General features: G+C 60.9%; 22 protein-coding genes. 9 read left to right on the top strand and 13 right to left on the bottom strand.

The window, feature by feature from the left end; translation table 11 throughout:
- Positions 1-5: 5 nt before the first annotated feature.
- The 4 genes from BEP01S_RS13760 to BEP01S_RS17355 all read left to right on the top strand — a co-directional run bounded on the left by BEP01S_RS13760 (position 6) and on the right by BEP01S_RS17355 (position 3,922).
- Positions 6-980 (top strand): quinone oxidoreductase family protein, encoded by a 975-nt coding sequence (locus BEP01S_RS13760; protein ID WP_062244230.1) that lies wholly within the window; start codon positions 6-8, stop codon positions 978-980.
- Between the two features lie 175 nt (positions 981-1,155).
- Complete coding sequence (locus BEP01S_RS13755) at positions 1,156-1,473, top strand: nucleotide pyrophosphohydrolase (RefSeq protein WP_062244226.1); 318 nt, start codon at positions 1,156-1,158, stop codon at positions 1,471-1,473.
- On the top strand, positions 1,460-3,184 hold the full coding sequence (locus BEP01S_RS13750; RefSeq protein WP_062244223.1) for a DUF2075 domain-containing protein: 1,725 nt from the start codon (positions 1,460-1,462) through the stop codon (positions 3,182-3,184). Before BEP01S_RS13755 ends, BEP01S_RS13750 begins: the two co-directional genes overlap by 14 nt.
- A 600-nt stretch (positions 3,185-3,784) precedes the next feature.
- Positions 3,785-3,922, top strand: coding sequence for a DUF6994 family protein (locus BEP01S_RS17355; RefSeq protein WP_373277912.1), 138 nt, complete (start codon positions 3,785-3,787; stop codon positions 3,920-3,922).
- A gap of 3 nt (positions 3,923-3,925) precedes the next feature.
- Here the strand turns inward: BEP01S_RS17355 and BEP01S_RS13745 are convergent, their stop codons facing one another.
- From BEP01S_RS13745 to BEP01S_RS13725, 5 genes are read right to left on the bottom strand one after another with little or no spacing between them, the layout of a single operon-like run.
- A complete protein-coding gene (locus BEP01S_RS13745) occupies positions 3,926-5,230 on the bottom strand; it encodes an MFS transporter (protein WP_062244220.1) in 1,305 nt (434 codons plus the stop codon).
- Positions 5,227-6,561, bottom strand: coding sequence for an MFS transporter (locus BEP01S_RS13740; RefSeq protein WP_083532722.1), 1,335 nt, complete (start codon positions 6,559-6,561; stop codon positions 5,227-5,229). The genes BEP01S_RS13745 and BEP01S_RS13740 overlap by 4 nt, the downstream gene beginning before the upstream one ends.
- 36 nt (positions 6,562-6,597) lie before the next feature.
- Positions 6,598-7,809 (bottom strand): galactonate dehydratase, encoded by a 1,212-nt coding sequence (dgoD, locus tag BEP01S_RS13735; RefSeq protein WP_280512739.1) that lies wholly within the window; start codon positions 7,807-7,809, stop codon positions 6,598-6,600.
- Positions 7,791-8,405, bottom strand: a complete 615-nt coding sequence (locus tag BEP01S_RS13730; RefSeq protein WP_062244211.1) for a 2-dehydro-3-deoxy-6-phosphogalactonate aldolase — start codon at positions 8,403-8,405, stop codon at positions 7,791-7,793. Before BEP01S_RS13730 ends, dgoD begins: the two co-directional genes overlap by 19 nt.
- Positions 8,398-9,378 (bottom strand): 2-dehydro-3-deoxygalactonokinase, encoded by a 981-nt coding sequence (locus tag BEP01S_RS13725; RefSeq protein WP_167348283.1) that lies wholly within the window; start codon positions 9,376-9,378, stop codon positions 8,398-8,400. Before BEP01S_RS13725 ends, BEP01S_RS13730 begins: the two co-directional genes overlap by 8 nt.
- A gap of 77 nt (positions 9,379-9,455) precedes the next feature.
- Here BEP01S_RS13725 and BEP01S_RS13720 point away from each other — a divergent pair, with 77 nt between their 5' ends.
- The gene (locus tag BEP01S_RS13720; protein WP_062244203.1) at positions 9,456-10,226 is read left to right on the top strand and encodes an IclR family transcriptional regulator; all 771 of its coding nucleotides are present in this window, start codon (positions 9,456-9,458) and stop codon (positions 10,224-10,226) included.
- 129 nt (positions 10,227-10,355) lie between these two features.
- On the opposite strand, the gene BEP01S_RS13715 is transcribed toward BEP01S_RS13720, so the two are convergent.
- The 3 genes from BEP01S_RS13715 to BEP01S_RS13705 form a co-directional block, all read right to left on the bottom strand.
- A complete protein-coding gene (locus tag BEP01S_RS13715) occupies positions 10,356-11,675 on the bottom strand; it encodes a restriction endonuclease (protein WP_062244202.1) in 1,320 nt (439 codons plus the stop codon).
- A 258-nt stretch (positions 11,676-11,933) separates the two neighbouring features.
- Positions 11,934-12,824, bottom strand: a complete 891-nt coding sequence (locus BEP01S_RS13710) for a patatin-like phospholipase family protein (protein WP_280512738.1) — start codon at positions 12,822-12,824, stop codon at positions 11,934-11,936.
- 17 nt (positions 12,825-12,841) lie between these two features.
- The gene (locus BEP01S_RS13705) at positions 12,842-14,857 is read right to left on the bottom strand and encodes an ABC1 kinase family protein (RefSeq protein ID WP_062244195.1); all 2,016 of its coding nucleotides are present in this window, start codon (positions 14,855-14,857) and stop codon (positions 12,842-12,844) included.
- Positions 14,858-15,009: 152 nt separating this feature from the next.
- Here BEP01S_RS13705 and BEP01S_RS13700 point away from each other — a divergent pair, with 152 nt between their 5' ends.
- Positions 15,010-15,237: a FitA-like ribbon-helix-helix domain-containing protein gene (locus tag BEP01S_RS13700; protein ID WP_062244193.1), complete on the top strand. Its 228-nt coding sequence runs from the start codon at positions 15,010-15,012 to the stop codon at positions 15,235-15,237.
- Complete coding sequence (locus BEP01S_RS13695) at positions 15,234-15,659, top strand: type II toxin-antitoxin system VapC family toxin (protein WP_062244190.1); 426 nt, start codon at positions 15,234-15,236, stop codon at positions 15,657-15,659. Before BEP01S_RS13700 ends, BEP01S_RS13695 begins: the two co-directional genes overlap by 4 nt.
- 102 nt (positions 15,660-15,761) lie before the next feature.
- Here BEP01S_RS13695 and dctP read toward each other — a convergent pair whose 3' ends face one another.
- From dctP to BEP01S_RS13675, 4 genes are all read right to left on the bottom strand, one after another.
- Positions 15,762-17,039: a TRAP transporter substrate-binding protein DctP gene (gene dctP / locus BEP01S_RS13690; protein WP_062244187.1), complete on the bottom strand. Its 1,278-nt coding sequence runs from the start codon at positions 17,037-17,039 to the stop codon at positions 15,762-15,764.
- Between the two features lie 141 nt (positions 17,040-17,180).
- Positions 17,181-18,773 (bottom strand): TRAP transporter large permease, encoded by a 1,593-nt coding sequence (locus BEP01S_RS13685; protein ID WP_062244184.1) that lies wholly within the window; start codon positions 18,771-18,773, stop codon positions 17,181-17,183.
- Positions 18,770-19,264 (bottom strand): TRAP transporter small permease, encoded by a 495-nt coding sequence (locus tag BEP01S_RS13680; RefSeq protein ID WP_062244181.1) that lies wholly within the window; start codon positions 19,262-19,264, stop codon positions 18,770-18,772. Before BEP01S_RS13680 ends, BEP01S_RS13685 begins: the two co-directional genes overlap by 4 nt.
- Positions 19,264-20,301, bottom strand: coding sequence for a LysR family transcriptional regulator (locus BEP01S_RS13675; RefSeq protein ID WP_244882239.1), 1,038 nt, complete (start codon positions 20,299-20,301; stop codon positions 19,264-19,266). The genes BEP01S_RS13680 and BEP01S_RS13675 overlap by 1 nt, the downstream gene beginning before the upstream one ends.
- A 104-nt stretch (positions 20,302-20,405) precedes the next feature.
- Between BEP01S_RS13675 and BEP01S_RS13670 the strand changes: the two genes are divergently transcribed.
- Entirely contained in the window at positions 20,406-21,119 is a 714-nt protein-coding gene (locus BEP01S_RS13670; RefSeq protein WP_062244178.1) for an aspartate/glutamate racemase family protein, read from the top strand.
- Between the two features lie 366 nt (positions 21,120-21,485).
- On the opposite strand, the gene BEP01S_RS13665 is transcribed toward BEP01S_RS13670, so the two are convergent.
- Complete coding sequence (locus BEP01S_RS13665) at positions 21,486-22,427, bottom strand: GlxA family transcriptional regulator (RefSeq protein ID WP_062244175.1); 942 nt, start codon at positions 22,425-22,427, stop codon at positions 21,486-21,488.
- Between the two features lie 107 nt (positions 22,428-22,534).
- Here BEP01S_RS13665 and BEP01S_RS13660 point away from each other — a divergent pair, with 107 nt between their 5' ends.
- On the top strand, positions 22,535-22,846 hold the full coding sequence (locus BEP01S_RS13660; RefSeq protein ID WP_027020518.1) for a putative quinol monooxygenase: 312 nt from the start codon (positions 22,535-22,537) through the stop codon (positions 22,844-22,846).
- Positions 22,847-23,401 lie beyond the last annotated feature (555 nt).

The following is a 23,401-nucleotide window of genomic DNA, read 5'->3' as shown; positions in this document are numbered from 1 at the left end:
GCGTTATGACCCAGGCAGTTCGTGCGATGCAGGCTGGTGGACCGGAGGTCCTTGAGTTCGGTGAGATCGAGACTCCGAAGCCCGGCCCCGGCGAGGTGCTCGTCAACGTTGAGGCTGCGGGCGTGAATTTCATCGATACGTACCGTCGTTCGGGCGTGTATCCGATGGACTACCCGCATGTCGTCGGATCCGAGGGAACCGGTCGCATCGCCGAGGTGGGCGAGGGCGTCGAGTCCTGGCAGGTTGGTGACCGTGTCGCTTGGCACGAGGCGCCTGGTTCGTATGCGACTCAGGTTGTCGTGAACACGGACAACCTGCTGCGTGTCCCGGAGGGTGTGAGCGCCGAGGTGGCTGCCGCGATGCCGCTGCAGGGGCTGACCGCGCAGTATTTGGCGACGAGTTCGCATGAGATCAAGCCGGGACAGACGGCACTCGTCCATGCCGGGGCGGGCGGAGTAGGCCTGCTGCTGACGCAGATCATCAAGCACTTGGGCGGCAATGTCATCTCGACCGTGAGCACCGAGGAGAAGGCGGAACTCGCCCGCAAGGCCGGAGCCGATGAGGTCTTCCTCTACGGCGAGGGCGTCGACATCACGGCGAAGGTCAAGGAACTCACCGACGATGAAGGTGTGGATGTCGCATACGACGGGGTCGGCAAAGACACGTTCGATGCCTCGTTGGCTTCGATCAAGCCGCTCGGTTCGATGGTGCTCTTCGGCGGAGCATCGGGCCAGGTGCCGCCGTTCGACATTCAGCGCTTGAACTCGTCGGGCGGAATCTTCCTCTCCCGCCCGTCGCTGGCCTGGTTCGTCCGCAGCTCGGAGGAGCTGGCGAAGCGTTCGGCAATGCTCTTCAACGGCATCGAACACGGCTGGCTGAATTTCCGCGTCGGCGCCACGTTCGCGCTGGCCGATGCCGTCGATGCGCATCGTGCGCTGGAGGGCCGGAAGACGACGGGCAAGGTAGTGCTGACTGCCTGACCCAGCCACATCAGGTTTGGCCCGGAGTTGCTGAAAATGAGCAGGAACTCCGGGCCCCATTTGTCGGGATAACGACGTAAGACTGAACGCACTCCAATTCCGCTTGGTTGATACATGAGATCCAACTTTCGCTTGGCATCGCCCACTTGTCGCACGTCGCTGATAACTTGAAGTCATGTACGAAGATTCTGTTCGCGACACAGTCCGCCAGTTCATGGCAGAACGCGATTGGCAGCAGTTCCACTCCCCCGAGAATCTCGCGAAGAGCGTTTCCATCGAAGCGGGAGAACTACTCGAATGTTTCCAATGGGGAGATGCCGACCTCGAGTCCGCGAAGGACGAGTTGGCTGATGTGCTGACTTATTGCATGTTGCTCGCGGACAAGCTGGGCCTGGATCCCGACACCATCATTTTGGACAAGCTGGCCAAGACTCGCGAGAAGTATCCAGTGGATAAGGCTCGAGGCACGAGCGTGAAATATGACCAGCTTTAAGATCGAACGGTTCCCGTTCAAGTCGGAACGGGTCAAGGTTTGGGGCGCTGCCGACCCACGACACCGGAACTGGCCCGTCGTCTACGTGATGAACAATCACAAAGAGGTGTACATCGGTGAGTCGCTCAACGTCGAAGGGCGAATGCGCCAACACCTGGACTCCGAATCCAAGAAGAACTTGAACTCAGTCAGAGTCGTTCTCGACGATACGTTCAACAAGTCGGCATGCTTAGATCTGGAATCGTTCCTCATTCGAATGTTCCACGGCGATGGTAGCCGCCAAGTTCTCAACCTCAATGCCGGCATCACTGATGCCGACTATTACGACCGAGAAACCTACAACAAGACGTTCCACCAGATCTTCGAAGAGTTGCGGACTCAAGAAAGCCTCTTCAAACGCACCATCCCCCAGATCATCAACAGCGATCTCTTCAAGCTCTCGCCTTTCAAAGCTCTCAACCATGACCAGGCCATCGCTGTCGATGACATTCTCGAGGGCTTCTTTGACGACTTAGAGAGCGGCGTTGACAACACCGTCATTGTCGAGGGCAATCCAGGAACGGGTAAGACTGTCGTAGCGATCTATCTGCTCAAGTTGCTGGAAGACATCAGACGGCACGACTCGGAAGAGCCGCTCGACATCGATTCCATCTTCAGCGACTACTTCACACCTGAGCATGCGGAACTGCTCAAATCTCTCAAGTTCGCAATCGTAGTCCCCCAACAGTCTCTACGGGATTCAATCGCCAAAGTATTTAGACTGACTCCCGGATTGAGCAAGAGCATGGTGCTGACTCCGTTCGAGGTAGGCGAAAGCGCTGAACGGTTCGACCTTCTCGTTGTCGATGAAGCTCACCGACTCAACCATCGTGCAAATCAACCCTCTGGATCACAAAACACGAGGTTTGCAGAGATCAATCAGAAGCTATTTGGCGAGGACGACCTGAAGAAGACCCAATTGGACTGGATCAAAAAGCAGAGTCGTCATTCAATCCTCATGTTAGATGTCAATCAAACTGTTCGTCCCGCTGATCTGCCTGCAGACGCGACGAAGAAGCTCGCTGCGCAAGCAAGGTCTGCCGGTCGGCTCTATCCGCTTCAAACTCAGATGCGCATTGAGGCGGACAAGGACTATGTGGGGTACGTCCGCTCAATACTTAGCAACAATCCGCCAACCGCTCGGGAAGATTTCGGGGAGTATGACCTTCGATTGTTCACTGATCTGGGAGACATGAGAACCGAGCTTAAGAAGCGCGAAGAAGAGTACGGACTCTCCCGCCTCGTCGCTGGATACGCATGGTTCTGGAAGAGCAAGAACGACAAGACTGGAACCGTCTACGACATCGAACTTGACGGGCAGCAGATGCAATGGAACAAGGCCAAGACGGACTGGATTAACTCACCAAGCTCGGTGAATGAAGTCGGCTCCATCCATACCGTCCAAGGCTACGACCTGAACTATGTCGGGGTCATCATCGGCAACGACCTCCGCTACGACCCTGACGCAGGCAAGCTCGTCTTTGACGGCGCCAACTATCACGACAAGAAGGGTCGCGAGAACAACCCCAAACTCGGAATCAAATACACAGACGAAGACCTTCTCGAATATGTTCGCAACATCTACAGCGTGCTGCTCACACGAGGAATTCGGGGCACTTACGTTTACATCTGCGACCCCGCTTTACGGGCCCGACTCCAAGAATTTTTCTAAGGTACCGGTCGAATTAACTGATTGTTCCCGTCTCGCAATCTAACGCAAAACGAGACCGCCGACGGTAGCATAGCGAATCAGCTCCCGAGTTGCGACTCTCTCATCCGAGTCTTTGAATCGCTCCGGTCCTTGCAGGACATCGGCAACGGTCTGCCATCTATTCTGATCAAGATATGCTTATCGACGCCCATGAAGCGGCGAATCCGAGTTCGGATTGAATCCTTCGGTGACTATCGGGTAGTCGTCGAGAGTATCCACCATTTTTCACCGTCAAAACGCCGACGCTGATACATGGATATCTTTTGAACCATTGTCAGTTTCAAGAGCATTCTCCGCAGATCGATTATCTTGAAGCATGATTTGGGGCGTCTACTTTAGAGGCTCTTCGTAAACGAGAGTGTAGACCGGTGATCCCAGGACACGGCGATTCGCTTGTCCGGATAGTCGTCGAGATCTTCCGATGATGGAAGTTCCTGCACAGTCCATCCGATATACCTCGTCGTGGCCAGGCCTCTCTTCTCAACCATTGACCTCATGACATCAGGCCCGACCTTCTTCGCCGGACCTCCTGTGGATCAAGCCGGTGCGTAACCTCGTGACATCCAGGTTTTTCATCATTTCGATGACTTCTCGACCCCAGCTGTCCCGAAGACTCCGGGCGACCTCATCGACTATCTGCAAGCGAACAACGAGTTTATTGAAGCCCGCAACCGACGGATCGCCCGGAGTCTGGAGTAATGCCTACTCTTCGACGCGCTCAACCTTGCCAACGAGGAACACGTACGACAGCACACCCACGATCGTGATCGCGGCCATATAGACGAACGCCGGCGCGAAGTCGACATCGGTGACGAGGAATCCGATGACAATTGGGGTGGCAATCGATGACAGGTTGCCAATGAAGTTGAACATGCCTCCGGTCAGACCCAGCAGCCGTTCCGGTGCAAGCGCAGACACCAGTGACCACGTGATGGAGGCGAAGCCGTTGCCGAAGAACGCGATCGACATGAACACGATGACCAGGGCTGATGAGTCCGTGTAGTTGGCGCCGAGCATGAACACTGTCATCGCCAGGCCGATGATGATCGGCAGCTTCCGGGCTGTACCCAGTGACAGTCCCTTCTTCACCATGAGGTCCGAGACCCACCCGGAGAGAAGCACACCGACGAGCGCGGCGATGAACGGCAGCGAGGCCATGAAGCCCGACTCGATGTAGTCCATTCCTCGGTAGTCGACGAGGTAGGTCGGGAACCAGGTGAGGAAGAACCATAGCGTCGAGGTCAGGCAGAACTGGCCGAGGTAGATGCCCCACAGCTTCCGACGAGTCAGCACGACCTTGACGTCGGACCATTTGAGCTTCGGCTTCGACTCCTTCGACGTACCAGACTCGACATCGACCAGTCCCCCACCTGAGGCGATGAGGTCGATCTCGGCCTGGTTGGCTCCCGACTTATCGCGCGGCTCGCGGTAGACGAACCACCAGATCGCGGCCCAGATGATGCCCACAACACCGGTGAGGATGAACACCCAGTGCCAAGTGAGCACCGTCTGCAGCCACGACAGCACGGGAGTGAGCAACGCGAGACCGATGAACTGGCCCGAGGTGTAGAAGGCGATGACTCGTCCGCGTTCGCGCTCCGGGAACCACGCGGTAGCGACCTTGTTGTTGATGGGATAGGCCGGCGCTTCGAACCCACCGACCATGAGCCTGAGGATGATGAGGGCGACGAATCCGCCGGACATTCCCATGAACAGTGTGGCCAGGGACCACAGCACCAGGCACGAGGCGTAGAGCACGCGCGGTCGCACGCGGTCGACGAGCCACCCGCCGGGCAGCTGCATCGCGGCATAGGTCCAGCCGAACGCAGAGAGCAGCAGTCCCTGCTGTCCCGTGGTGAGGTCGAATTCCTGGGACAGTGCCGGCATTGCGATGGACAGGTTGGCCCGGTCCATGTAGTTGATGACGACGGTGATGAAGAGCAGAACCGCGATGATGTAGCGGATCCGTGTGGGACGAGTGGTGACTGCAGTGTCGAGTTTCGTCATGACGTCGGGTTTCCGGTTTCTGTTGGGCCGCTGGTCACACGTATCGGAGCCCGCAGCAGGAGCAGGTAGGCGATTCCCGCAATTACTGCGACGACGGCGCCCAGGAGGAAGGGAACGAGGTATGAGTCTGTGGTCGTCACCAAGACTCCGGTGAGCCAAGGCGAGAGTGAACCAGCGAAGTAGCCGCCGAAGTTCTGGATAGATCCCAGTGAGGCGACGCGACTACCAGTCACCACATCAGCAGGGATTGACCACCCCACGGCGCTCAGTGCTCCACAGAAGAACAGTGCAAGGCTCATCGCCGACAGTTGGAGAACAAAGTGACCGGTGGTCACTCCGACAAGGACTGAGCATACGGCGAGTGCGCCGCCATAGATTGCAGCGATCTGTCGTTTGCAGACCAGAGGAGCTAATTGGTCTCGCATCCGCGAATACTTCGTGGTGAACCAGCCGCCGAGGATACCGCCGATGCCTCCGACCGCGAATGGAATCGCCGTGTACCACCCCAGTGCGGCATCGGCCACCGAGTAGATGTCATTGAGCATCAGGGGCAGAAAGGTCACGAAGATGTTCAGTGTCCACACGACGGCGACGAATCCCAGCACCATTGCCCAAGTTTGGGGCTTGGTGAAGAGCTTCAACCAGGGGATGTGACCGGTCGGGGCATTGTCGTCTTCTTCTCGAGCTCGGATGTGCTCGAGTTCAGCCGCCGAGACCCTGCGGTCATACTCCGGGGAACGGTAGAAAACCCAGAAGCCCACTGCCACGATGACACCGAGCACACCGAGGATGACGAACATTGCTCGCCAACCGAAGCCCATAATGAGGAAGGTGAGGATCGGCGGAGCGACGGCGGGTCCCCATTTGCTTCCCGAGTCGTAGACGCCGACTGCGGCTCCGCGCTCTCGGGGTGGGAACCACTCGGCGACTATCTTCGCTGAAGTAGGCGATACCGGGGCTTCGAAGACTCCGAGCAGGACTCGTGACACCATAAAATGCCACATGTGGTGGCCAAAAGCCATCAGCGCAGTGGCGATCGACCAGAGCCCCAACGCAATGACGTATACCGGCTTCGCACCGAGACGATCGGTCAGCCATCCACCTGGCAGCTGAAAGAACGCGTATGTCAGTGAGAACGCAGTACCCAACAGCCCGATGTCCGCGGCGGTCAGACCGAGTTCGTCGATCATGTGTGGAGCTGCGATCGACAGTGACGATCGATCCATGTAGTTGATCATCATCGCTGCGAGCAGCCATCCGAGGATCCACCACCGGGCTCTTCCCGGTGAGGCTACACGTCGCGACACCGTAGCTTCCGTCTTCGAGCTCATCGTTGAACACCCTTCTCTTCTACCGATCCCATCCCGTCACCATTCCGCGAAGGAGCCGTCGGCGTGGCGCCAGATGGGGTTGCGCCACCGGTGTCCTTCTGCGGAGCGTTCGATGACGTACTCTTCGTTGACCTCGATGCCGAGACCCGGTCCGGACGGGATGTCGATCATGCCGTCGTCGTAGTTGAACACCGACGGGTCAGTGACGTAGTCGAGCAGGTCGTTGCTCGTGTTGTAGTGGATGCCCAGGCTCTGTTCCTGGATGAAGGCGTTGTAGCTGCCGGCATCGACCTGGAGGCAGGCGGCGAGCGCGATCGGCCCCAAGGGACAGTGCAGCGCGAGCGCCACATCGTAGGCTTCGGCCATCATCGCAATCTTCCGCGTCTCTGTGATGCCGCCGGCGTGGGAGACATCCGGCTGGACGATGTCGACGGCACCGGAGGCGACCACCTCACGGAAGTCCCACCGTGAGAAGAGCCGCTCTCCCAACGCGATCGGCGTCGGTGTGTTCGCCATGACGTCGCGGAGTGAACCGAAGTGTTCGGAGAGCACCGGTTCTTCGATGAAGAGCAGCCGGTAGGGTTCGAGTTCCTTGATGAGGACCTTGGCCATCGGCTTGTGCACGCGGCCGTGGAAGTCGACGCCGATGCCGAAATCCTCACCTGTGGCCTCCCGGATCGCCTGGACGTTCTCGATGACCTGGTCGACCTTGGTAAAGGAGTCGATGAACTGCATTTCCTCGGTGGCGTTCATCTTCACCGCGGTGAACCCGCGGTTCTTCGTCTCGAGTGCGGCTGCGGCGGTGTCGCCTGGACGGTCTCCGCCGATCCACGAGTAGGTGCGGATCCGATCCCGGACCTTCCCGCCGAGGAGCTGATGCACAGGTTGGCCAAGCGCCTTGCCCTTGATGTCCCACAGTGCCTGATCGATTCCGGAGATCGCACTCATAAGAATGGGGCCACCGCGGTAGAAGCCACCGCGGTACATGATCGTCCACAGGTCCTCGATGTTCGCCGGATCCTTGCCGATGAGTAGGTCGGAGAGCTCATCGACGGCGGCGGCAACGGTGGCTGCCTTGCCTTCGATGATGGGTTCGCCCCATCCCACGATCCCTTCATCGGTTTCGATCTTGAGGAACAGCCACCGAGGCGGCACTGTGTACGCCGTCATCGACGTGATCTTCATTGGTCTGGCCTTTCGTTCGGGTGTTGTCGTTGATGGAGCGGTGCTCAGTTGGTGGGCGCCCACGCCGAGGCGATCGACTGGGCCCGGGTGCGGACGTCGTCGGGGCGGTCGCCTCGGCGATAGAGGGAAGAACCGAGGCCGAGGCCGGCTGCGCCAGCCTTTCGCCATTCGGCGGCGTTGTCGGCTCCTACTCCCCCGACGGGGAAGAGTTCGGTGCCAACAGGCAGCACCTCACTCCAGGCCTTCATCCCGCTGATCCCCACCGCCGAGGAGGGGAAGAGTTTGACCTTGGTGGCGCCTGCTTTGATGGCTGCGAACGCCTCGGTTGGTGTCGCTGCTCCCGGGTATGGGGTGAGGCCCATCCCGAGCGCGGTCTGGATGACTTCGGTGTCGGTGTCGGGGGCGACGATGATGCGGGCACCGGCTCGCTCGCAATCGCGGACCTGATTGGCGGTGAGCACGGTGCCGGCACCGATCTCCAGGTCGTTGCCGAACCGTTCGACCAGCGCGGCGATCGAGTCGAGGGGGTCGGGCGAGTTGAGCGGAACCTCGATGGCGGAGAACCCGGCGGCGACGATGCCCTCGGCGATGTCGAGGACTTCGTCGGGGCGGACACCGCGGAGGATGGCGATGAGGCCGGAGGGGACAGTGTCAGGCATGGGTGTGCTCCTTGGTCGGGACGAGGCCGGATTGTACGGCGATGCGGAAGAGACCGGTGGCGGCCGCACGCGGATTCGCGTTAATCGTCTCTCGGCCTGCTCGGTGCAGTGCGCGGGTGTAGCGCTTCGTCAGATCTGTGGTTCCGCAGACGATGACGGGGGCGCTCGACTCGGCAACCACGGCGAGCTGGTGGGCCACCTCGGCGCCGATGAGCATTCCCGAGAGGTAGTCGTTGACTTCTTCGGCACGCAGGCGTCCGTCGAGAGCCCAGGTTCGGGCGGAGAAGATTGAGGACGTGACGGCGGCGGGGTCGTCAGCTCCGACGCTCAGTCCCCAGTCGAAAGCCTCAGAGTGGAAGCCTGCGGTGGGTTCGGCGAGGCGGCCGAGGATCGATGAGGTGCTGAGCAGGCCGAAGAGCTCCCCGCTCATCGAGGTGGTGAAGTCGGTGACACGTTGTCCGTGGCAGCTCACCCATTTGGTGTGTGTGCCGGGCAGGATCACCGTGCTCGGTTCGGTGTCATCCACGCCGAGGAGGCCGAGCAGTTGAGTCTCTTCCCCGCGGATGACATCGGGTGCGGTCGCCTCGGTCGGGGCTTTCTGCAGGCCAGGGACGATGTGGAGGTCACCGGTCGTCAGTTCGACCGTCGTCAGTCGCCTGCCCATGTCGCTGAGGTCGGCGGGAAGATCGAGGTAGCCCGCCTCAGCGACGCCCTGGGTTGAGCCGATCATTCCGCAGGCGAGCATCGGCAGGGGGCCGTAGGTGGTCAGCCAGTCGCCAACCGCGGCTTCAGCGATCCGGGAGAAGTCGCCTCGGAGATCTGTGGTGTCGGAGCTGACGGCCATGATGCCGTCGGAACCGTTGCGTTCGGCGAGGACCTGTCCGTCGCTGTCGATGAGGAAGGCTCTCAGAGAGCTTGTCCCCCAGTCGAGGCCGATCATCTGTGGGGCCTCGGGTGGTGCCAGATTTGCCATAGATGCCACTATGAGCACGTGTTCCACCATGCGCCACCGGTGTCCCTATATGTGGGATGGGGTGACATACTGGGGTGATGATCGAGGATTCTGGAACTGTTATCGGCGAAGCCATTCCGCAGGGCACTCAGACCCTGGCCAGAGGGCTGCAGATCGTCAGCGCCGTGGCTCATGGCTCGACGACGCTGAAGTCGATCGTTGATTCGACGGGTATCGGTCGGTCAAGTGCACACAGGATGATCCAGCTGTTGGTGCAGATGGGGTATCTGCGGCATGGGTCGCCGGGAGAGTTTCGGCTCGGGCCGACGCTGATCGAGTATGGTTTCACCGCGCTCAATCAGGATCCGCTGCCGGTCGTAGCCAGGGAGAGCCTGGAGGCGTTGGCTGAACGGACTCAGGACACGATCCATCTCTCGGTCGAGGATGGTGAGTCGGTGCTCTATCTCCATAAGATCCCAGGCACCCGCGGGGCCGAGATGCGTTCTCGGATCGGTCATAGGATGCCGATGACGCGCACCGGTGTCGGCAAGGCACTGCTGCTTGGGCAGGAAGAGCGGTGGGAGGGTCTGTTCGTCGCAGAAAACCCCGGTGCCGACTCCGCTGCGGTAGACGCATTCGTGAAGAGGATGGAGGGCTACACCCGCGACGGAGCCGCACTCGATCTAGAAGAGAATGAGCCGGGCATTCGGTGCGTGGCTGCTCCCATTCGTGATGGCAGCGGGGACATCGTGGCCGGCATTTCGCTGTCGGCCACTCGCCCATTCATGCCGAAGGATCGGATGCAGGGGCTGGTGCCGGTGATGAAGGCAGCTGCGAGGGAGATTTCGGTGAAGTTGGGGTTCAAGTAGCCCTACGCCGGGCGCTTGCATTCCGACGAAGCTACTTGAACCTAATTCAGACCACCAGGCATATAACGCTACAAGCAATTAAATCGAACGGCTCATCCCCACCTCTGAATTAAGAGACGCACGCACTAATCAACTCATCCTGAAGAGCTGTTTGGCCAGCGAAGATCTAGGAATCACGGTCCCGTCAAACTCGAACTCGAAGAGGTGCATGCCTGTCTCTTCGGCCCACTGGATCGCTTGAGCCGAGTACCCTCCCAGCGAGAAAAATAATGCCAACGCATCACGATGCGCTGCTATGCCATAAAGCCGTTGAAGCTGCTCGCGAGATGATCGCCTCCCCTCAAGCTTGACCTGCGCAATTGCTTCCGTTGACTCAACGTCGATCCCGCCGTCAGCTCCCAAGCCAGTGGGGACGACGTTCGTGAACCCAGTTGCTTCCATAACTTCTGCTGCATAAATTTCGGCATCGCGAGGAGTCTTAATCAATCGTGGCGACGGAAGCCTCAGCGAACTACCAACATCCGCACCGCCATCTATTTGCATTGGTTCAAATATCTGACGACTACCAGGCATTCTCGTGCCTGGTATCGCAGCATTCAAAATCTCTTCAAACCTGGCGTCTCTGTCTTGCCACTCGCGTAAGTGAGAATCGCCGATCAGGCTACTTCTCCTAATTAAATAATCATAGTCCTGCTCAAGTTCTACCCAGGATTCATAGCTCACCCCAGGGATTCGCAAATTGTAAAATGCCCTATCTAATTGGTTAAAGAAATGCATGGACTCCGCCAAAGATGCACCAGGGAGCTTCCGGTAAGTCGATGAATTATAGTCAGTGCAATCATTAGTGTTCAGTATATCCAGCATAATTTCGGGCCCCCGGCGCCCTTCGGTTACCAGCGCCACTACTAGCGCAACTACTCGCGTACCAAAGGTAATCGAACAATCGCTGACCACCTGATAATGTGTGGTGGATCCAGACGGACGAAACTGCGGCAACTGGCCGGGACCGCTTGGCGCTTTAATGTGTCCCTCCAGCAACAAGGTCGGCCAGCTCACTATTGAATTGGCTTCGTACTTCTGAAGGAGATCTGATTCCACATCTGAAAACTGGGAATTATCTACGGTGGGTTCGACAAATGCCAACGGCCTAGCTAAAAGTGCACCGCTGAGTGGATCAAGGTCATCCACGTATGCAATTAAATTAAGAGTAGTTTGGATGTCAAACATAAAGCTTTCGGCTTTACGCTCTTTTGAGCTGGCGTCGGGGAACGCCAATACAAACTGGTTGTGCTGATCGATCAGGGCACAGATTGAGGTGTCCCAAGGAAAGACTGGGATCTCCAGGTAGCTATGAATCGCTTCTCGTTGCGCCTTGGTTGGGCGAGACCGCCTGAACAGGTCGGTTTCATCAGATTCTGGCGTCTTGAACCAATCCGATATTGCCATCATTGCTCACTTTCGGTCTCCACCACTGTTGTCTCCCAATGATAGAGGTCAGAGCACAGGCCCATTCGTATTCTGTCAACATGTCAGACAACAATTCCCATGAGCTGTCACCCAAGTCGAGTCTCAGTCAAATTCGCATCCGCCGACACCGGGCCAGGCCTGCCGCTCACTAAATCAACACCAGCAAAAACTCGTCCGGAAGCAGCTGTTCCCCGATTGGCCCATTATATTGGATGTCTTGCCCCGCCTCCGGGTCGCTTTCTAACTGAGCCCAACACCAAGAAACTCCCGCATCACCGGAAGCTCCCGCCGAGACTGCGACAGTCCCATCCGGTGAGCAGCTGCGAGCCGCGAGAGATCACGAGTGCTGTTGTCGACTGGCATACGCTCAGGAGCGAAGACGTGGGCCTTCCCCTCCGCTTCGAGTTCGAAGATTCGTTCGCGGGTCTCGTTGTATCGCTTCCACCGAGTCAGCAGCGCATCAGCCAAGGCCGGATATTTTCGGAAGATTCTGCGATAGACCGCCGGAAATCTCTGCGGCACTTTCTTGTACCTGCGTTCCTGGGTCAGAACGATGACGAACTTCTCGAAGCCCTCGCGCTGGGCCTGGCTCAGGGCGATCCCGCCGTCCTCCCCCATCGCACCGTCGACGTACACATGCCCGTCGAGGTGGACAGGCGGCATGACAATCGGCATCGTCGATGATGCCTGCACCCGGATCATCAAATCGTCGATGTTCGGGGTGTCCTTCTTCGACCACACCGCCTCATCGCCGGTCACCGCATCGAACGCGATGATCCGCATGTCACCAGTGCTTGCCTCGTAGGTGTCCCAGTCGAACGGCAGAGCCTCATCGGGAGCGCCCGCTCGTTGGTAGATGTACTCGCCGTGGAACATTCCCTTGCCACGGGCGAAGTACCGCCACCCGCCGAATTCTTCTTCCGCGGCGAACTCGACGAATGACCTGCGTATCCTCCACGCGTCTCCGGAGAGGTAGTTCACTGCAGTGGATGCTCCTGCGCTGATGCCGGCGACCCAGTCAAACGCCAAGCCTTCGTTGAGCAAGACGACTGCCACGGCGCTGGTGAGCGAAGCCCGCATGCCACCGCCTTCGAAGATGAGTGCGGTATCGCTGATTCGCGTCGTCTCCACTGGCTCCGTCACTTGGCCTACCCCAGCCCTTCCCACGTCATCCTCTGCCTGAGCGCTGGTGCAAGAACCAACGCCGCAATCACACTACCAGCAAGTAACATCCAGGCGCCGAAGTACGTGAAGAGTTTGAGCTCAGGGGCCAGGGCAGGTCCGAAGTCAGCGGCCATAAGGATCACCCCGCCGAGGATGAGTGCAGTTGAGACGATGACCTGAATGAACTGTTCAACCGTGGAGACCAGCAGATTCTTGATCGTCGCAATGTTCAGCCCACTCGTCCCGACGTCGAGCGTGCCGTCCTGCAGGTGACCGGCGATACGCGAGATCTGCCCGGGCAGCTCAGCGATCTGCGGTGCAGTCGCCGCCGCGTAGAGCGTCATCTCGTGTCGGTCGACTCCCAGTCCCCCGACCTCGCGCAGCAACGTCTTACCGTTCTGCGTGACTAGGGCCAGCAGGTTGAGTTCCGGCACCAGACGAGTAATCGATCCCTCGAGGGTACTGATAGCACGGAATGCTGTTGCTACCGAGGCCGGCATCGGGAAACCGAAGTCGACGACGAAGTCAATGAGCTCGCCGAACAGCGCCGCCGAGGTCGAGCCCGGTGCCCCGTCTCCGTATTTGAGCATGATCTGCCCGATCTCACGCTGCAACTCCCGCAGGTTCACTTCGCTCGGAGTCCCGAGCAGTTCGAGGATCGCGGCGGTTGCCGCCTGCGAGTTCTGCGAGTCGAAGGCCATGAGCAGCAGCGCGATGGCTCGGCGATCGCGTTTGTCGATCCGGCCGACGGCACCGAAGTCGACGAGGCCGGCACGGCCCGCGCTTGAGACGACGATGTTTCCAGGGTGGAGGTCGGCGTGGAAGATGCCCTTCCCGAGCACCTGTCGGACGACCATGAGGAAGAGGTCCTGGGCGATCTCTCTGCGCGCGATCTCGGAGAGGTGGTCGACCACCTCGGCGCCGTGGGACAGAGGGGAACCTTCAACAAGGTCCATGACGATGACGAACTCGCCGGAGAGCTCCTTATACACGTGCGGGATATGGACAACAGAATCAGTCTGCGTCGTCGACCGGCCGGTTTCATCGGCGAGGCGGAGTGCTTCGATGTGGGCGAGCTCGCCGCGGTAGTCGAGTTCGCCCTGCAGTGAATCGACGAAGCTGCGGGCGAGTTTCGAGATGCCGATCTTCTTCGCCCAGTCGGTGGTGCGGTCGAGCCGGTCGGCCAGGGTGAGGACGATATCGCAGTCGGCGCGGACCTGTTTGCGGATCTTCGGCCGTTGCACCTTGACCGCGACCACGCGGCCTTCCCAGGTCACGGCTCGGTGGACCTGAGCGACGGAGGCACCGGCGAACGGTTTCTCATCGAACTCGGCGAACACCTCGGCGACGGGGCGGCCCCATCGGGCTTCAAGCTGGTCCTTCACCTCGGCGAAGGGAACGGGCTTCACCCCGGCCTGGAGGGTGGAGAACTCCTCGACGAATTCGTGCGGGATCATGTCACCGCGGGTGGCGATGAACTGGCCGAGCTTGATGAACGTGACCCCCGAGGCGGCCAGGGCGTCACGGGTGGTGGCGGCGATCTCTCGGAGGGAGACGCGCAGGGTGGGAATTCGCGGTCGCAGGTAGCGGGAGAGGCCGAATTTGATGAGGATCTTCTGGATCTGGGCCAGGCGGTTGACGCGGCGATACCAGGTGGGGATCTTCGGCGCGTTGCGGATGAGTGAGCTGAGCGTGCCCGAGGGCATGATGAGTTCGATCGCAAGCAGGACGAACATCTGGATGACGATGAACCAGGCGAAGAGCAGCAGGAAGACCATGATGGCGGGGAAGCTCATGTCGAGGGTTGGATAGTATCCGCCTGCGGAGATGCCGAGCATCTTGTAGGCCTGGAGGGTGATCGGCCAGATCGACAGGCCCATGATGAGGGAGACGATGGTGTTGCGGGCAGCCCCGGTGCCGGTGAGCATCATCCGCCGGACGAGGAATCCGACGATGAGCGCGCTGAGGACGCCCAGTCCGATGGTGTAGAGGATCGTCACCCGTCAGCCCTTCCGTCGACTTTGTCCTACGCGATCACCAGCCTAGTTGATTAGGGAGTAGGTTCGATTGAGAGTTTGCGGTGGATCGGAATAGCTCTCTTCCGATCACGCACCGACAGCGATATCATTGTAGTGATATCAAAGGAGGAGCCGTGGAACAGATTCTCATCCGCAATCTGCCGGAGGGCACCAAAGCCATATTGCGCAGACGAGCAGCTGCTCATAACTCAAGCATCGAGGCGGAAGCCAGGGAAGCTCTTGCCGTAGGCATTGCGGCCGAGGAGCCGACACTTGTCGACCTCATCTCGATGAGCACCGATACTCAGGTCGAGTTCGAGCCTAAGCGCCTTGGCCTGAAGGCACGTAGCGCAGAGCTATGAACTTCCTTCTTGACACGAACGTCGTTTCAGCTCTGCGAGTCCGGGGTCGAAATCCGGAAGTCGAAGAGTGGTCTAGTTCGATACCCGCACAAGCCCAGTATGTTTCTGCCTTGACCATTTCCGAGATCGAGCGTGGTGTAGCGGCGAAGGAACGCACGGACTCACAGCAAGGCAAGATTCTGCGAATGTGGTTCGAGGACATGTTGCTCCCCGGTTTTGCGGGACGCGTTCTCCCCTTCGACCTGCCCGCCGCCCGTGCGCTGGGCTCGTTCCGCGTACCTGATCGTGCACCGCTCGACGGCGCCCTCATTGCTTCGATCGCGGTTGCTCACCACATGACTGTCGCTACCCGCAACACTAAGCATTTCGAAGCGCTGGACGGAGTGCAATTAGTAAATCCGTGGTCGGGCTATTCCAGCTGATCCCAGCCTTGTTCGCACAACACAAAAGCCCTGTTGAACGGTGGACTATTTGCCATCCGTTCAACAGGGCCTTTTTAAGTTCGGGCCTAGCCCGCTACGGTACTACTCCGGCCGGTGCTCGGCCATGACCTTTTCGAAGAGCTCGTCGCCGAGCTTGTCGTACGAGGCGTCCTCCGGGTACCACTCGTCGAGGGAAGCGAAGTCGCCCTTGTCGTCATAGCCGAGTTCGGACACGGACTTTGCCCATTCGGTTCCAGCGGTGCCCAGCGTCTTCGGCGCATCGGGCACCTCGGCCTTCTCCGCGGTCTTGTCCGACAGCGTCTTCGCGTACTTCGCCATCTGCTTCTGCACGTCATCGTCAAACGGCTGAACCGAACCGTCGTTGTCCTTCGCCTGCTCGACGGCCTGTGCCTTCGCACCGATGACGACCTCCATCATCGTGCTGAACGTCGTCGACATCGAGTCGAAGATGACCTGCTGGTAGGCAACCGGCAGCTCCGAATATTTCTTGCCCGCCGTAATCGCACCCGCCGAACGTGCAATGCCCGCGTCCGATGCCACACCGATGTTCGGGGCCACCTCGAAGGTGCCGGCCTCAACATTCGGCGCCAACTGGCCGAGGTCGCAGTCGACAGTTCCGCGCTGCAGCGCCTCATAGGTCTCCGGGAATGACAATGACACCGGAGTCGCACCCAGGTCCGTCACCTGCTTGCCTGCCGCGGCTGAACCGACGCGCACCTGCTTGCCTTTCCAATCATCAAGCGAGGTCATCGGCTTCGAGCACATCGTCGAGTACCCACCCGCGGCGAGCATCGGAATGAGCGGAACGAGGTTCTTCTTCTCGAACTCCTCAAGCACCTCGGGCGTCTCCCATGCTGCCTGCACACCGGCCGCGTTCGCCGCCAGATCACTGGCTACCGGCGAGGACGGCAACGTCGACATGGCCGTGCCGATCGCGTCGAAGGCCGGGTACTCGGCCGGGGTGTATGAGGGCAGTGTGAAGGCGAGATCGACTCGGCCATCGGCCAGGGCATCATCAACGTCTTCGTAGCTGGCTATCGCCTGGCCCCACACGATGTCGACGGTGATCTTGCCATCCGAGCGTTCCTCGATGGCCTTCTTCACGTCGAGTCCGTTCGGCGCGAGGATCGACTTCTCCGACATCGACGACGGCTGGAACTTGATCGTCACCGGATCAAGGTCGGCCAGAGCCTCATCGATCTCGTCCTGCGAGGCGTCATAAGCGAAGCCCTCCCCCGCGGAGTCACTCGAACCGGCTCCATCGCCACCGACGGATCCGGCGCATCCGGCCAACAGTGCCAGCGATGCGACCGCCGCAATGGCCTTGGCGGGGCGTGCTGCCGTGCGGATGCGCTTCATGGGACTCCTTTGAACGAAGGCTGAGAATTCCCTCCAATCATATGCCTGAATGAGGTCACCCTAACCATGAGTCCGCTCACACCCTGCGGCAGCCACCCGAACGACACAGTGCACGGGTGGGCAGGGCCACCTCGGCGAGGATTATCCGGGCATTCCCCCGCTCGTGCGGCTGATGAGGTCGGGCAGCCATTCGGTCATTCCGGGCACGGCGACCATGAGGATGAGGAAGATGACACCGACGGGCAGGAACCACAGCAGAGAGATGAAGATGTCGCGCAGCGTGACCGTGGCACCGAGGTTGACCTCGGGGTTCTTCGCGATCGAGTGGACGATGTAGGGGATGATGCCGACCGGCGGGGTGACCATAGCGAACTCGCCGAGGAGGACGACGAAGACCCCGAACCACAGCGGGCTCACCCCCATCGTTTCCAGGGTGGGCAAGAGGATCGGGATGGTCAGCAGCATCATCGACAGGGTGTCGAAGAACATGCCCATGACGATGTAGAGGACGATGAGGACGAGCAGGAATCCGATCCGCGACAGTCCGAGGTCCGTGATGAGGCCGGTGAGGATGGGGGCGAGTCCGGTGATGGCGAGCAGGCTGGTGAGCATGGTCGCGCCGATCATGATGAAGAAGATCGCCGAGGTGGCTGCCACCGTATCCATGGCCGATTCCGCGACCTTGCGCCACGGATGGCTGCCGCGCTTCTCCCAGAGGCAGAGGAGGAGTGAGCAGAGTGCGGCGGCGGCTCCGGCCTCGGTGGGGGTGAAGATGCCGGAGAACATGCCGCCGAAGAGAACGACGAGGATGATCGCGAAACCCCACACGCTGGTCAGGGAGGTGAAGCGGTCGCGCCAGGTCGTCGTGGGGCGAGTGGTGTTTGCGTCTGTTGCGGTCTTGGCGCTTTGGCCGCGACCAACGAGCCTCGGAGCGACGACGCCGAGGGCGAAGATGAAGGCAGCGAAGCACACGGCGAGCAGGATCCCGGGGACGGCTCCGGCCATGAGTGCGGGACCGACTGGCACGGAGGCGATGCCGGCGTAGACGACCATGAGGATCGAGGGTGGGATGAGGTTGCCGGTCATGCCGGAAACCATGATTGTGCCCACGGCCATGCGTTTGTCGTAGCCGGCTTTGAGCATTTCGGGAATGCCTGCCCGTCCCAGCGCGTAGGTCATGCCGATGGTTGAACCGGTGACGGCGGAGAGTCCTGCTCCGGCGAAGGTGGTGCCGATGCCGATGCCGCCGGGCAGCCAGGAGAACCAGTGGTCGGCGACGCGGTAGACCTTGCCGGACAGTCCGGATTGGGTGAGCAGCATGCCCATGAAGATGAACATGGGCAGCACGCTCATCGACCAGTCGGAGACGGCGCTGAACGGGGCGGTGGAGAGGATGTTCATCGTCGCCGGAATCCCGGATACGGCGTAGACGCCGATGATCGACGGCACGGATAGCGCAATCGCCACCGGGACGGAGAGGAAGAGGAGGACGAGCATCATGCCGATGCACCAGGCGCCTCCGATGGCCGCGGATGGGCTGGTGAAGAGGCCGATGAGGCAGACGGCGACAAGTCCGAACCCGACGGTCAAGGCGAGTGCGCCGGGGCGTTCGCGACGGGAGCCATTCGGTAAGAGAGCCGTGGTGGGTTTCTGGGTGGTGGCGCCGGTGATGCTCGCTGTATTGGAGTCTTCTGGCGGCAAGGGTGCGCCGGTGAGGTCGGTATTCGCGTTCACTGCTCCTCCCCTACCTGGTTGCGGCGGCGGAGGATCGCGACGGCGTCGAGGATGTAGAGCACGGCGAGGAGGACGAACACGATCGGAACGAGGTAATACACCGGCCAGGTGATGACGGCGGAGACATCGGCGGTCGACCCGATCGCCGTGTTCTCGAGCGCCTTGCTCAGCCCGAACCAGGCGAAGGCGATCGATACAAGGGCGCCGAGGATGCATGCGAAGACAGTGAACACCGCTGCGGTGGCAGGATTCGCCCGCTCGATGGCCATCGTCACAGTGATGTGTTCCTTCTGCAGCTGAGCGGCCGGGATGCCGAGCAGCGCGACGATCGGCAGGTACCAGTATTCGACGATCTCGTTGGTGCCATCGAGCGGGGCGTGGAAGATCGACCGGGCCAGTGCGTGGGTGACGATGTGGAGCATCATCACGATGATCGCCGCGGCCGTGGTGACCGTCAGCCACCTATCGAGGACTCTGGTGAACGTACTCATCAGGAGTCACTGTAGCCGTCGGGCGCGGTGGTGGCGGTAGTTCCGGTCGCTGCTGCTTTTGCTTGGGTGCCGGTTTCGACGTCTGTCGCACCGCCGCCGGTGACGTCGGCGGCACGCAGTGCTTCAATCAGGTCGACAATCTCGGAGGCGGCTGCCAGTCCGTCGGGGATCATTGCGGTCACTCGTCGGGCGCCGGCTTCTTGAAGGGCGATGGGGTCGATGCCGGCCACCTTCGAGTAACGACGGGCGCTGCGGGGCAGGAGGGCGACGCCGAGTCCGTTGGAGACGAGTGATTGGATGGCGCCGGGGTTGTCGGTGATGTGGCGGGTGCGGGGTTCGAAGCCGGCGTGCCGGCAGAGTCGTTCGGCGGTGGAGCGGCAGCGCACGCAGCCCATGATCCAAGGTAGGTCGGCGACGTCGTTGAGGTGTTGGATCTGTCCGGCGCGGTTCCAGCGTTCGGGGACGAGGAGGTCGAGGTGGTCGGCGCCGAGGTCGACGGTCGTACGTCCGGGCAGTTCAGGTGGTGTTTCGTCTTCGTGGTGGAAGAGGAAGGCGATGTCGATGGCGCCGTCGTCGAGTAGGCGCAGCGCTTCCGGCGGTTCGGCCTCGGACACTTCATAGGAGTGGTGCAGTGGCGAGTCTGTTCCACTGCCGGCGTTCGCTTCGAGTCGACCGAGGGCTGCAGCCAGGGGGCCGATGACGAAGCTGGGGAACCCGGCCAGCCGGACATTGCGTCCACCGAGGCCGAAGGCTTTGGCGAGGTCGCTGCGCAGTCCCGTCACCGAGGCGGCTACTTCGCCTGAGCGGATGCGGGCGAGTTGGCCGGCGGTGGTCAGCCGAATGCCGCGGGGTGTGCGGTCGAAGAGCGTGACACCGAGGTCCTTTTCGAGAGCGGTCATGTGCTGGGACAGGGCTGGTTGGGACCAGCCGAGTGTGCGAGCGGCGGCGCCGATGCTGCCGGCTTCGGCGATGGCACCGAAGATGAGAAGACGTTTGGGTTCGCCGAGAGTGAGAGCGTGTTCGAACACGGAAGACATAAGTACAGCTTATGTCAGAGCAGAGGGAACTGGGTCTACCGAGCGCGTTGGTATCGGGTCAGACTGGATCATGTAGCTGGTTTCGTGATGACAAGGAGTGGAAGATGCGCAGGATCGGTCTGCTGGGTGGAATGAGTTGGCATTCGAGCATTGAGTACTACACGAAGATCAATGAAGCGGTGGCTGGTCAGCTCGGCGGACATCATTCCGCACGGATCCTCCTTGATTCGACGGACTTCGCTGATATTCGTGAGATGCAGGTCGCCGAGGATTGGGCAGGCAACGACGCGTCGCTCGTGGCGACGGCGCAGCGCCTGGTCGATGGCGGCGCCGAGGCGGTCGCGATCGCCACAAACCTCATGCATAAGTGCGCTCCGGCCATTGAGGCGGCGGTCGATGTGCCGCTCATCCATATCGTCGATTCGATCGCGACAGTGGCGAAGCGTCAGGACTATTCGACGCTGGCGGTTCTGGGCACGAAGTGGACGATGCTCGATGACTTCTACACGGGACGACTCGAGGAGCAGGGAATCCGGACGCTCGTTCCCGATGAGGAGACGTGCCTCGAGGTCGATCAGATCATTTTCGACGAACTCACGCAGGGAGTCTTCACGGATGCTTCGCGGGCACGCTACGTCGAGAGCATGAACGACCTCAAGGCCCGCGGCGCTGACGCGGTGGCGCTGTCATGCACGGAGATCGGCCTGTTGGTCCCACCGGAGACCGCTCCCCTACCGGCCCTCGACTCGGTCGATGCTCATGTTGCCGCAATCGTCGAGTGGATAGTGGCGAACGAGCCTGTAACCATTCGGCATTGAACATCGGAGACTGCGACGATCGGAACGGTGATCGCCACGAGCCAAAACGCATCCGGTCAAGAACGGTGCGCCTTCAAATGGAGAGTCCGACGCTACCCCGCCCGCCGGCTTCGGCCGCCCTGACCTGACCGCCTTCGCGTCTTATCCCAATCGACTCTGATCGGGTCTGCTGATCCTCTCGACGAGAACGCAGCGACATCACAGCCACCCAACCCCGACCGTCCGGGAAGCCGGGACACGTCACATGGCCTGTGCTGCGGGCGTGTCGAGTGGGTCGTCCAGGGGCGACGCAGGAGCGTCGACGCGACGTGCTGAGAGGTGGTTCCAGTCGAGCACTAGCACACCGGCTACAGGCATGGCGATAGGTCAGGAACGGCGTCGCTCCCTACGCAGGAGGGAGCGCAGAGTTTCGGCGTTCGCGTAGCCGACCCGTAGCGCGATCTCGGCGGAGGTGAGGTCCGTGGTTGCTGAGAGGTGCCGAGCTCGTTCGATGCGAAGCCGTTGGACGAAGCCGAGCGGAGTGAGGTTGAGCGCCGCACGGACTCGTCGTTCGAGGGTGCGCCGGCTGGTGCCGAGCGACTGCGCGACGAAGGCGACGTTGAACGGTTCGTCCAGTCGGGCGCGCACGAAGCGTTCGAACTCGACGACGATCGGGTCCTCGTGCCGGAGATGTTCGTAGGCGACGAAGGCCGCCTGCGACGGGCGCTCGTCGATGATGAGGAGCTTGGCGACGTGTTGGGCCAGGTCGGGGCTGATCGATCGCACGAGTGAGAGCGCGAGGTCGATATGGGCGAACGCGGCGCCGGCGGTGACGAGGTTCCCGTCGACCACGACCATGGTGTCGAGATCGAGGGCGACGGTCGGATAGCGCTTCAGGAACTCCGGCCCCAGGAACCAGCTGGTCGTCGCCCGCCGATGATGCATCCGTCCGGTCTCGGCGACAGCGAACACGCCGGTGCACGCCGCGGCGATCCGGGTGGTCGCCTCGTCGAGGCGCCCGAGCGAGGCGATGACCGAACGAGCATCTCGGCTCTGGAGGGCGTCGTTGGTAGCGGCGGCCGTAAGGGTTCCAAGCGCAGGGACGACGACCACGTCGAACTCTGCGGACTCCGACAGCGGGTGGTCCACCGACAGGGTCATCGATGCCGTCGTGGTCACTCGCCGTTTCGGTCCGAGGATGGCGAGTTCGATCGGGTCGATCCGCGGGTCGACATCGCCGCGGGCTCCGTCGGCCACCCGCACGATGTCGATGATCGACGCGATAGCCGAACCGAAGCAGCCGTCAATCGCGATCAGTCCGATACGCATGCCGTAAACAATAGCAATACTGCCGTATACGCCACTACCCACCGGCCCTCGCTCGTCATACGCTGAACTCGTCACACGAAGAATCATGACTCCAAGGAGAGTCCCTCATGTCAACACCCGCATCACTTCCGTATGCCTTCGTCGCCAAGATCGTCGCGGCCGATGGACAGCACGACGCGCTCGCCGATCTGCTCGCCGGCGCTGTCGCACTCGCCAACGAAGAAGTAGGAACGATTGTCTGGTTCGCGGTCAGGACCCACGCCGACACCTTCTGGATCTTCGATGCATTCCCCGACGAGGCCGCTCGCGACGCCCACGCCAACGGCGCCATCGTCGCAGCCCTGATGGCCAACCAGCACCTCCTCAGCGCAGCACCCGAGATTCTGGCGGCCGACGTCCTCGCGTCCAAGCTCCCGTAGTCCGCCAACGCACGAGACGATCGCGCCCCGCCGAGCCGTCGCCAGGTCGCGACCCAACGCCATGCTGCGTTGCCGAGCGGTGCGAGGCCTATCGGCACACGGACAGGATGCCGGCCGCGAGCGCTCAGCCGGCGAGGGTCCGTCGCAGAGGAGAGCGACGTCGGTGTCGGGCAGAGCCGTGAGGCCAGCGCATCGCGCGACCACCAGAACCGAACAGCCCCTGCCCTGCGTTTCCGCAGGTCAGGGGCTGTTCGCCGGAGCCGCCTGTCGGAATCGAACCGACGACCTAATCACGTCGGCTTTGCGTCTATCGCTTGATGCGCCCACTGGGCGAACGAACCGCTGACCTGCGCAAACGCCGAGCGTGGGGGACGCCGCCATCCGGTGGTGACCGACGACCGACCAGTACCGATCGTTTCACCGGAGCTTGCGGCGGTGTCGAAGCCGAGCAAGCTCCATTCCTTTAGCTCACCGCGCCCTCCTCCTCGCCGGTCCCGTCGTCGTCGAAGACGTTTCAGGGGTCTTCTCAGATGATGGTGTAGGTCGGCCGGGCGC

The organism is Brevibacterium epidermidis NBRC 14811 (assembly GCF_001570805.1).
In the GTDB taxonomy this organism is placed as follows: Bacteria; Actinomycetota; Actinomycetes; order Actinomycetales; family Brevibacteriaceae; genus Brevibacterium; species Brevibacterium epidermidis.
Note: the sequence above shows the minus strand (reverse complement) of the source record. Positions and strands in the feature narration are given on the sequence as shown.

Bases quoted from the DNA above. Each gene is read 5' to 3' on its own strand.
- BEP01S_RS13665 (WP_062244175.1), bottom strand. From the start codon at position 22,427: ATGCGTATCGGACTGATCGCGATTGACGGCTGCTTCGGTTCGGCTATC.
- dctP (WP_062244187.1), bottom strand. From the start codon at position 17,039: ATGAAGCGCATCCGCACGGCAGCACGCCCCGCCAAGGCCATTGCGGCG.
- BEP01S_RS13725 (WP_167348283.1), bottom strand. From the start codon at position 9,378: ATGGCAAATCTGGCACCACCCGAGGCCCCACAGATGATCGGCCTCGAC.
- BEP01S_RS13730 (WP_062244211.1), bottom strand. From the start codon at position 8,405: ATGCCTGACACTGTCCCCTCCGGCCTCATCGCCATCCTCCGCGGTGTC.
- BEP01S_RS13720 (WP_062244203.1), top strand. From the start codon at position 9,456: ATGATCGAGGATTCTGGAACTGTTATCGGCGAAGCCATTCCGCAGGGC.
- BEP01S_RS13750 (WP_062244223.1), top strand. From the start codon at position 1,460: ATGACCAGCTTTAAGATCGAACGGTTCCCGTTCAAGTCGGAACGGGTC.
- BEP01S_RS13745 (WP_062244220.1), bottom strand. From the start codon at position 5,230: ATGACGAAACTCGACACTGCAGTCACCACTCGTCCCACACGGATCCGC.
- BEP01S_RS13715 (WP_062244202.1), bottom strand. From the start codon at position 11,675: ATGATGGCAATATCGGATTGGTTCAAGACGCCAGAATCTGATGAAACC.
- BEP01S_RS13675 (WP_244882239.1), bottom strand. From the start codon at position 20,301: ATGTCTTCCGTGTTCGAACACGCTCTCACTCTCGGCGAACCCAAACGT.
- BEP01S_RS13680 (WP_062244181.1), bottom strand. From the start codon at position 19,264: ATGAGTACGTTCACCAGAGTCCTCGATAGGTGGCTGACGGTCACCACG.
- BEP01S_RS13755 (WP_062244226.1), top strand. From the start codon at position 1,156: ATGTACGAAGATTCTGTTCGCGACACAGTCCGCCAGTTCATGGCAGAA.
- BEP01S_RS13695 (WP_062244190.1), top strand. From the start codon at position 15,234: ATGAACTTCCTTCTTGACACGAACGTCGTTTCAGCTCTGCGAGTCCGG.
- BEP01S_RS13740 (WP_083532722.1), bottom strand. From the start codon at position 6,561: ATGAGCTCGAAGACGGAAGCTACGGTGTCGCGACGTGTAGCCTCACCG.
- BEP01S_RS13670 (WP_062244178.1), top strand. From the start codon at position 20,406: ATGCGCAGGATCGGTCTGCTGGGTGGAATGAGTTGGCATTCGAGCATT.
- BEP01S_RS13760 (WP_062244230.1), top strand. From the start codon at position 6: ATGACCCAGGCAGTTCGTGCGATGCAGGCTGGTGGACCGGAGGTCCTT.
- BEP01S_RS13660 (WP_027020518.1), top strand. From the start codon at position 22,535: ATGTCAACACCCGCATCACTTCCGTATGCCTTCGTCGCCAAGATCGTC.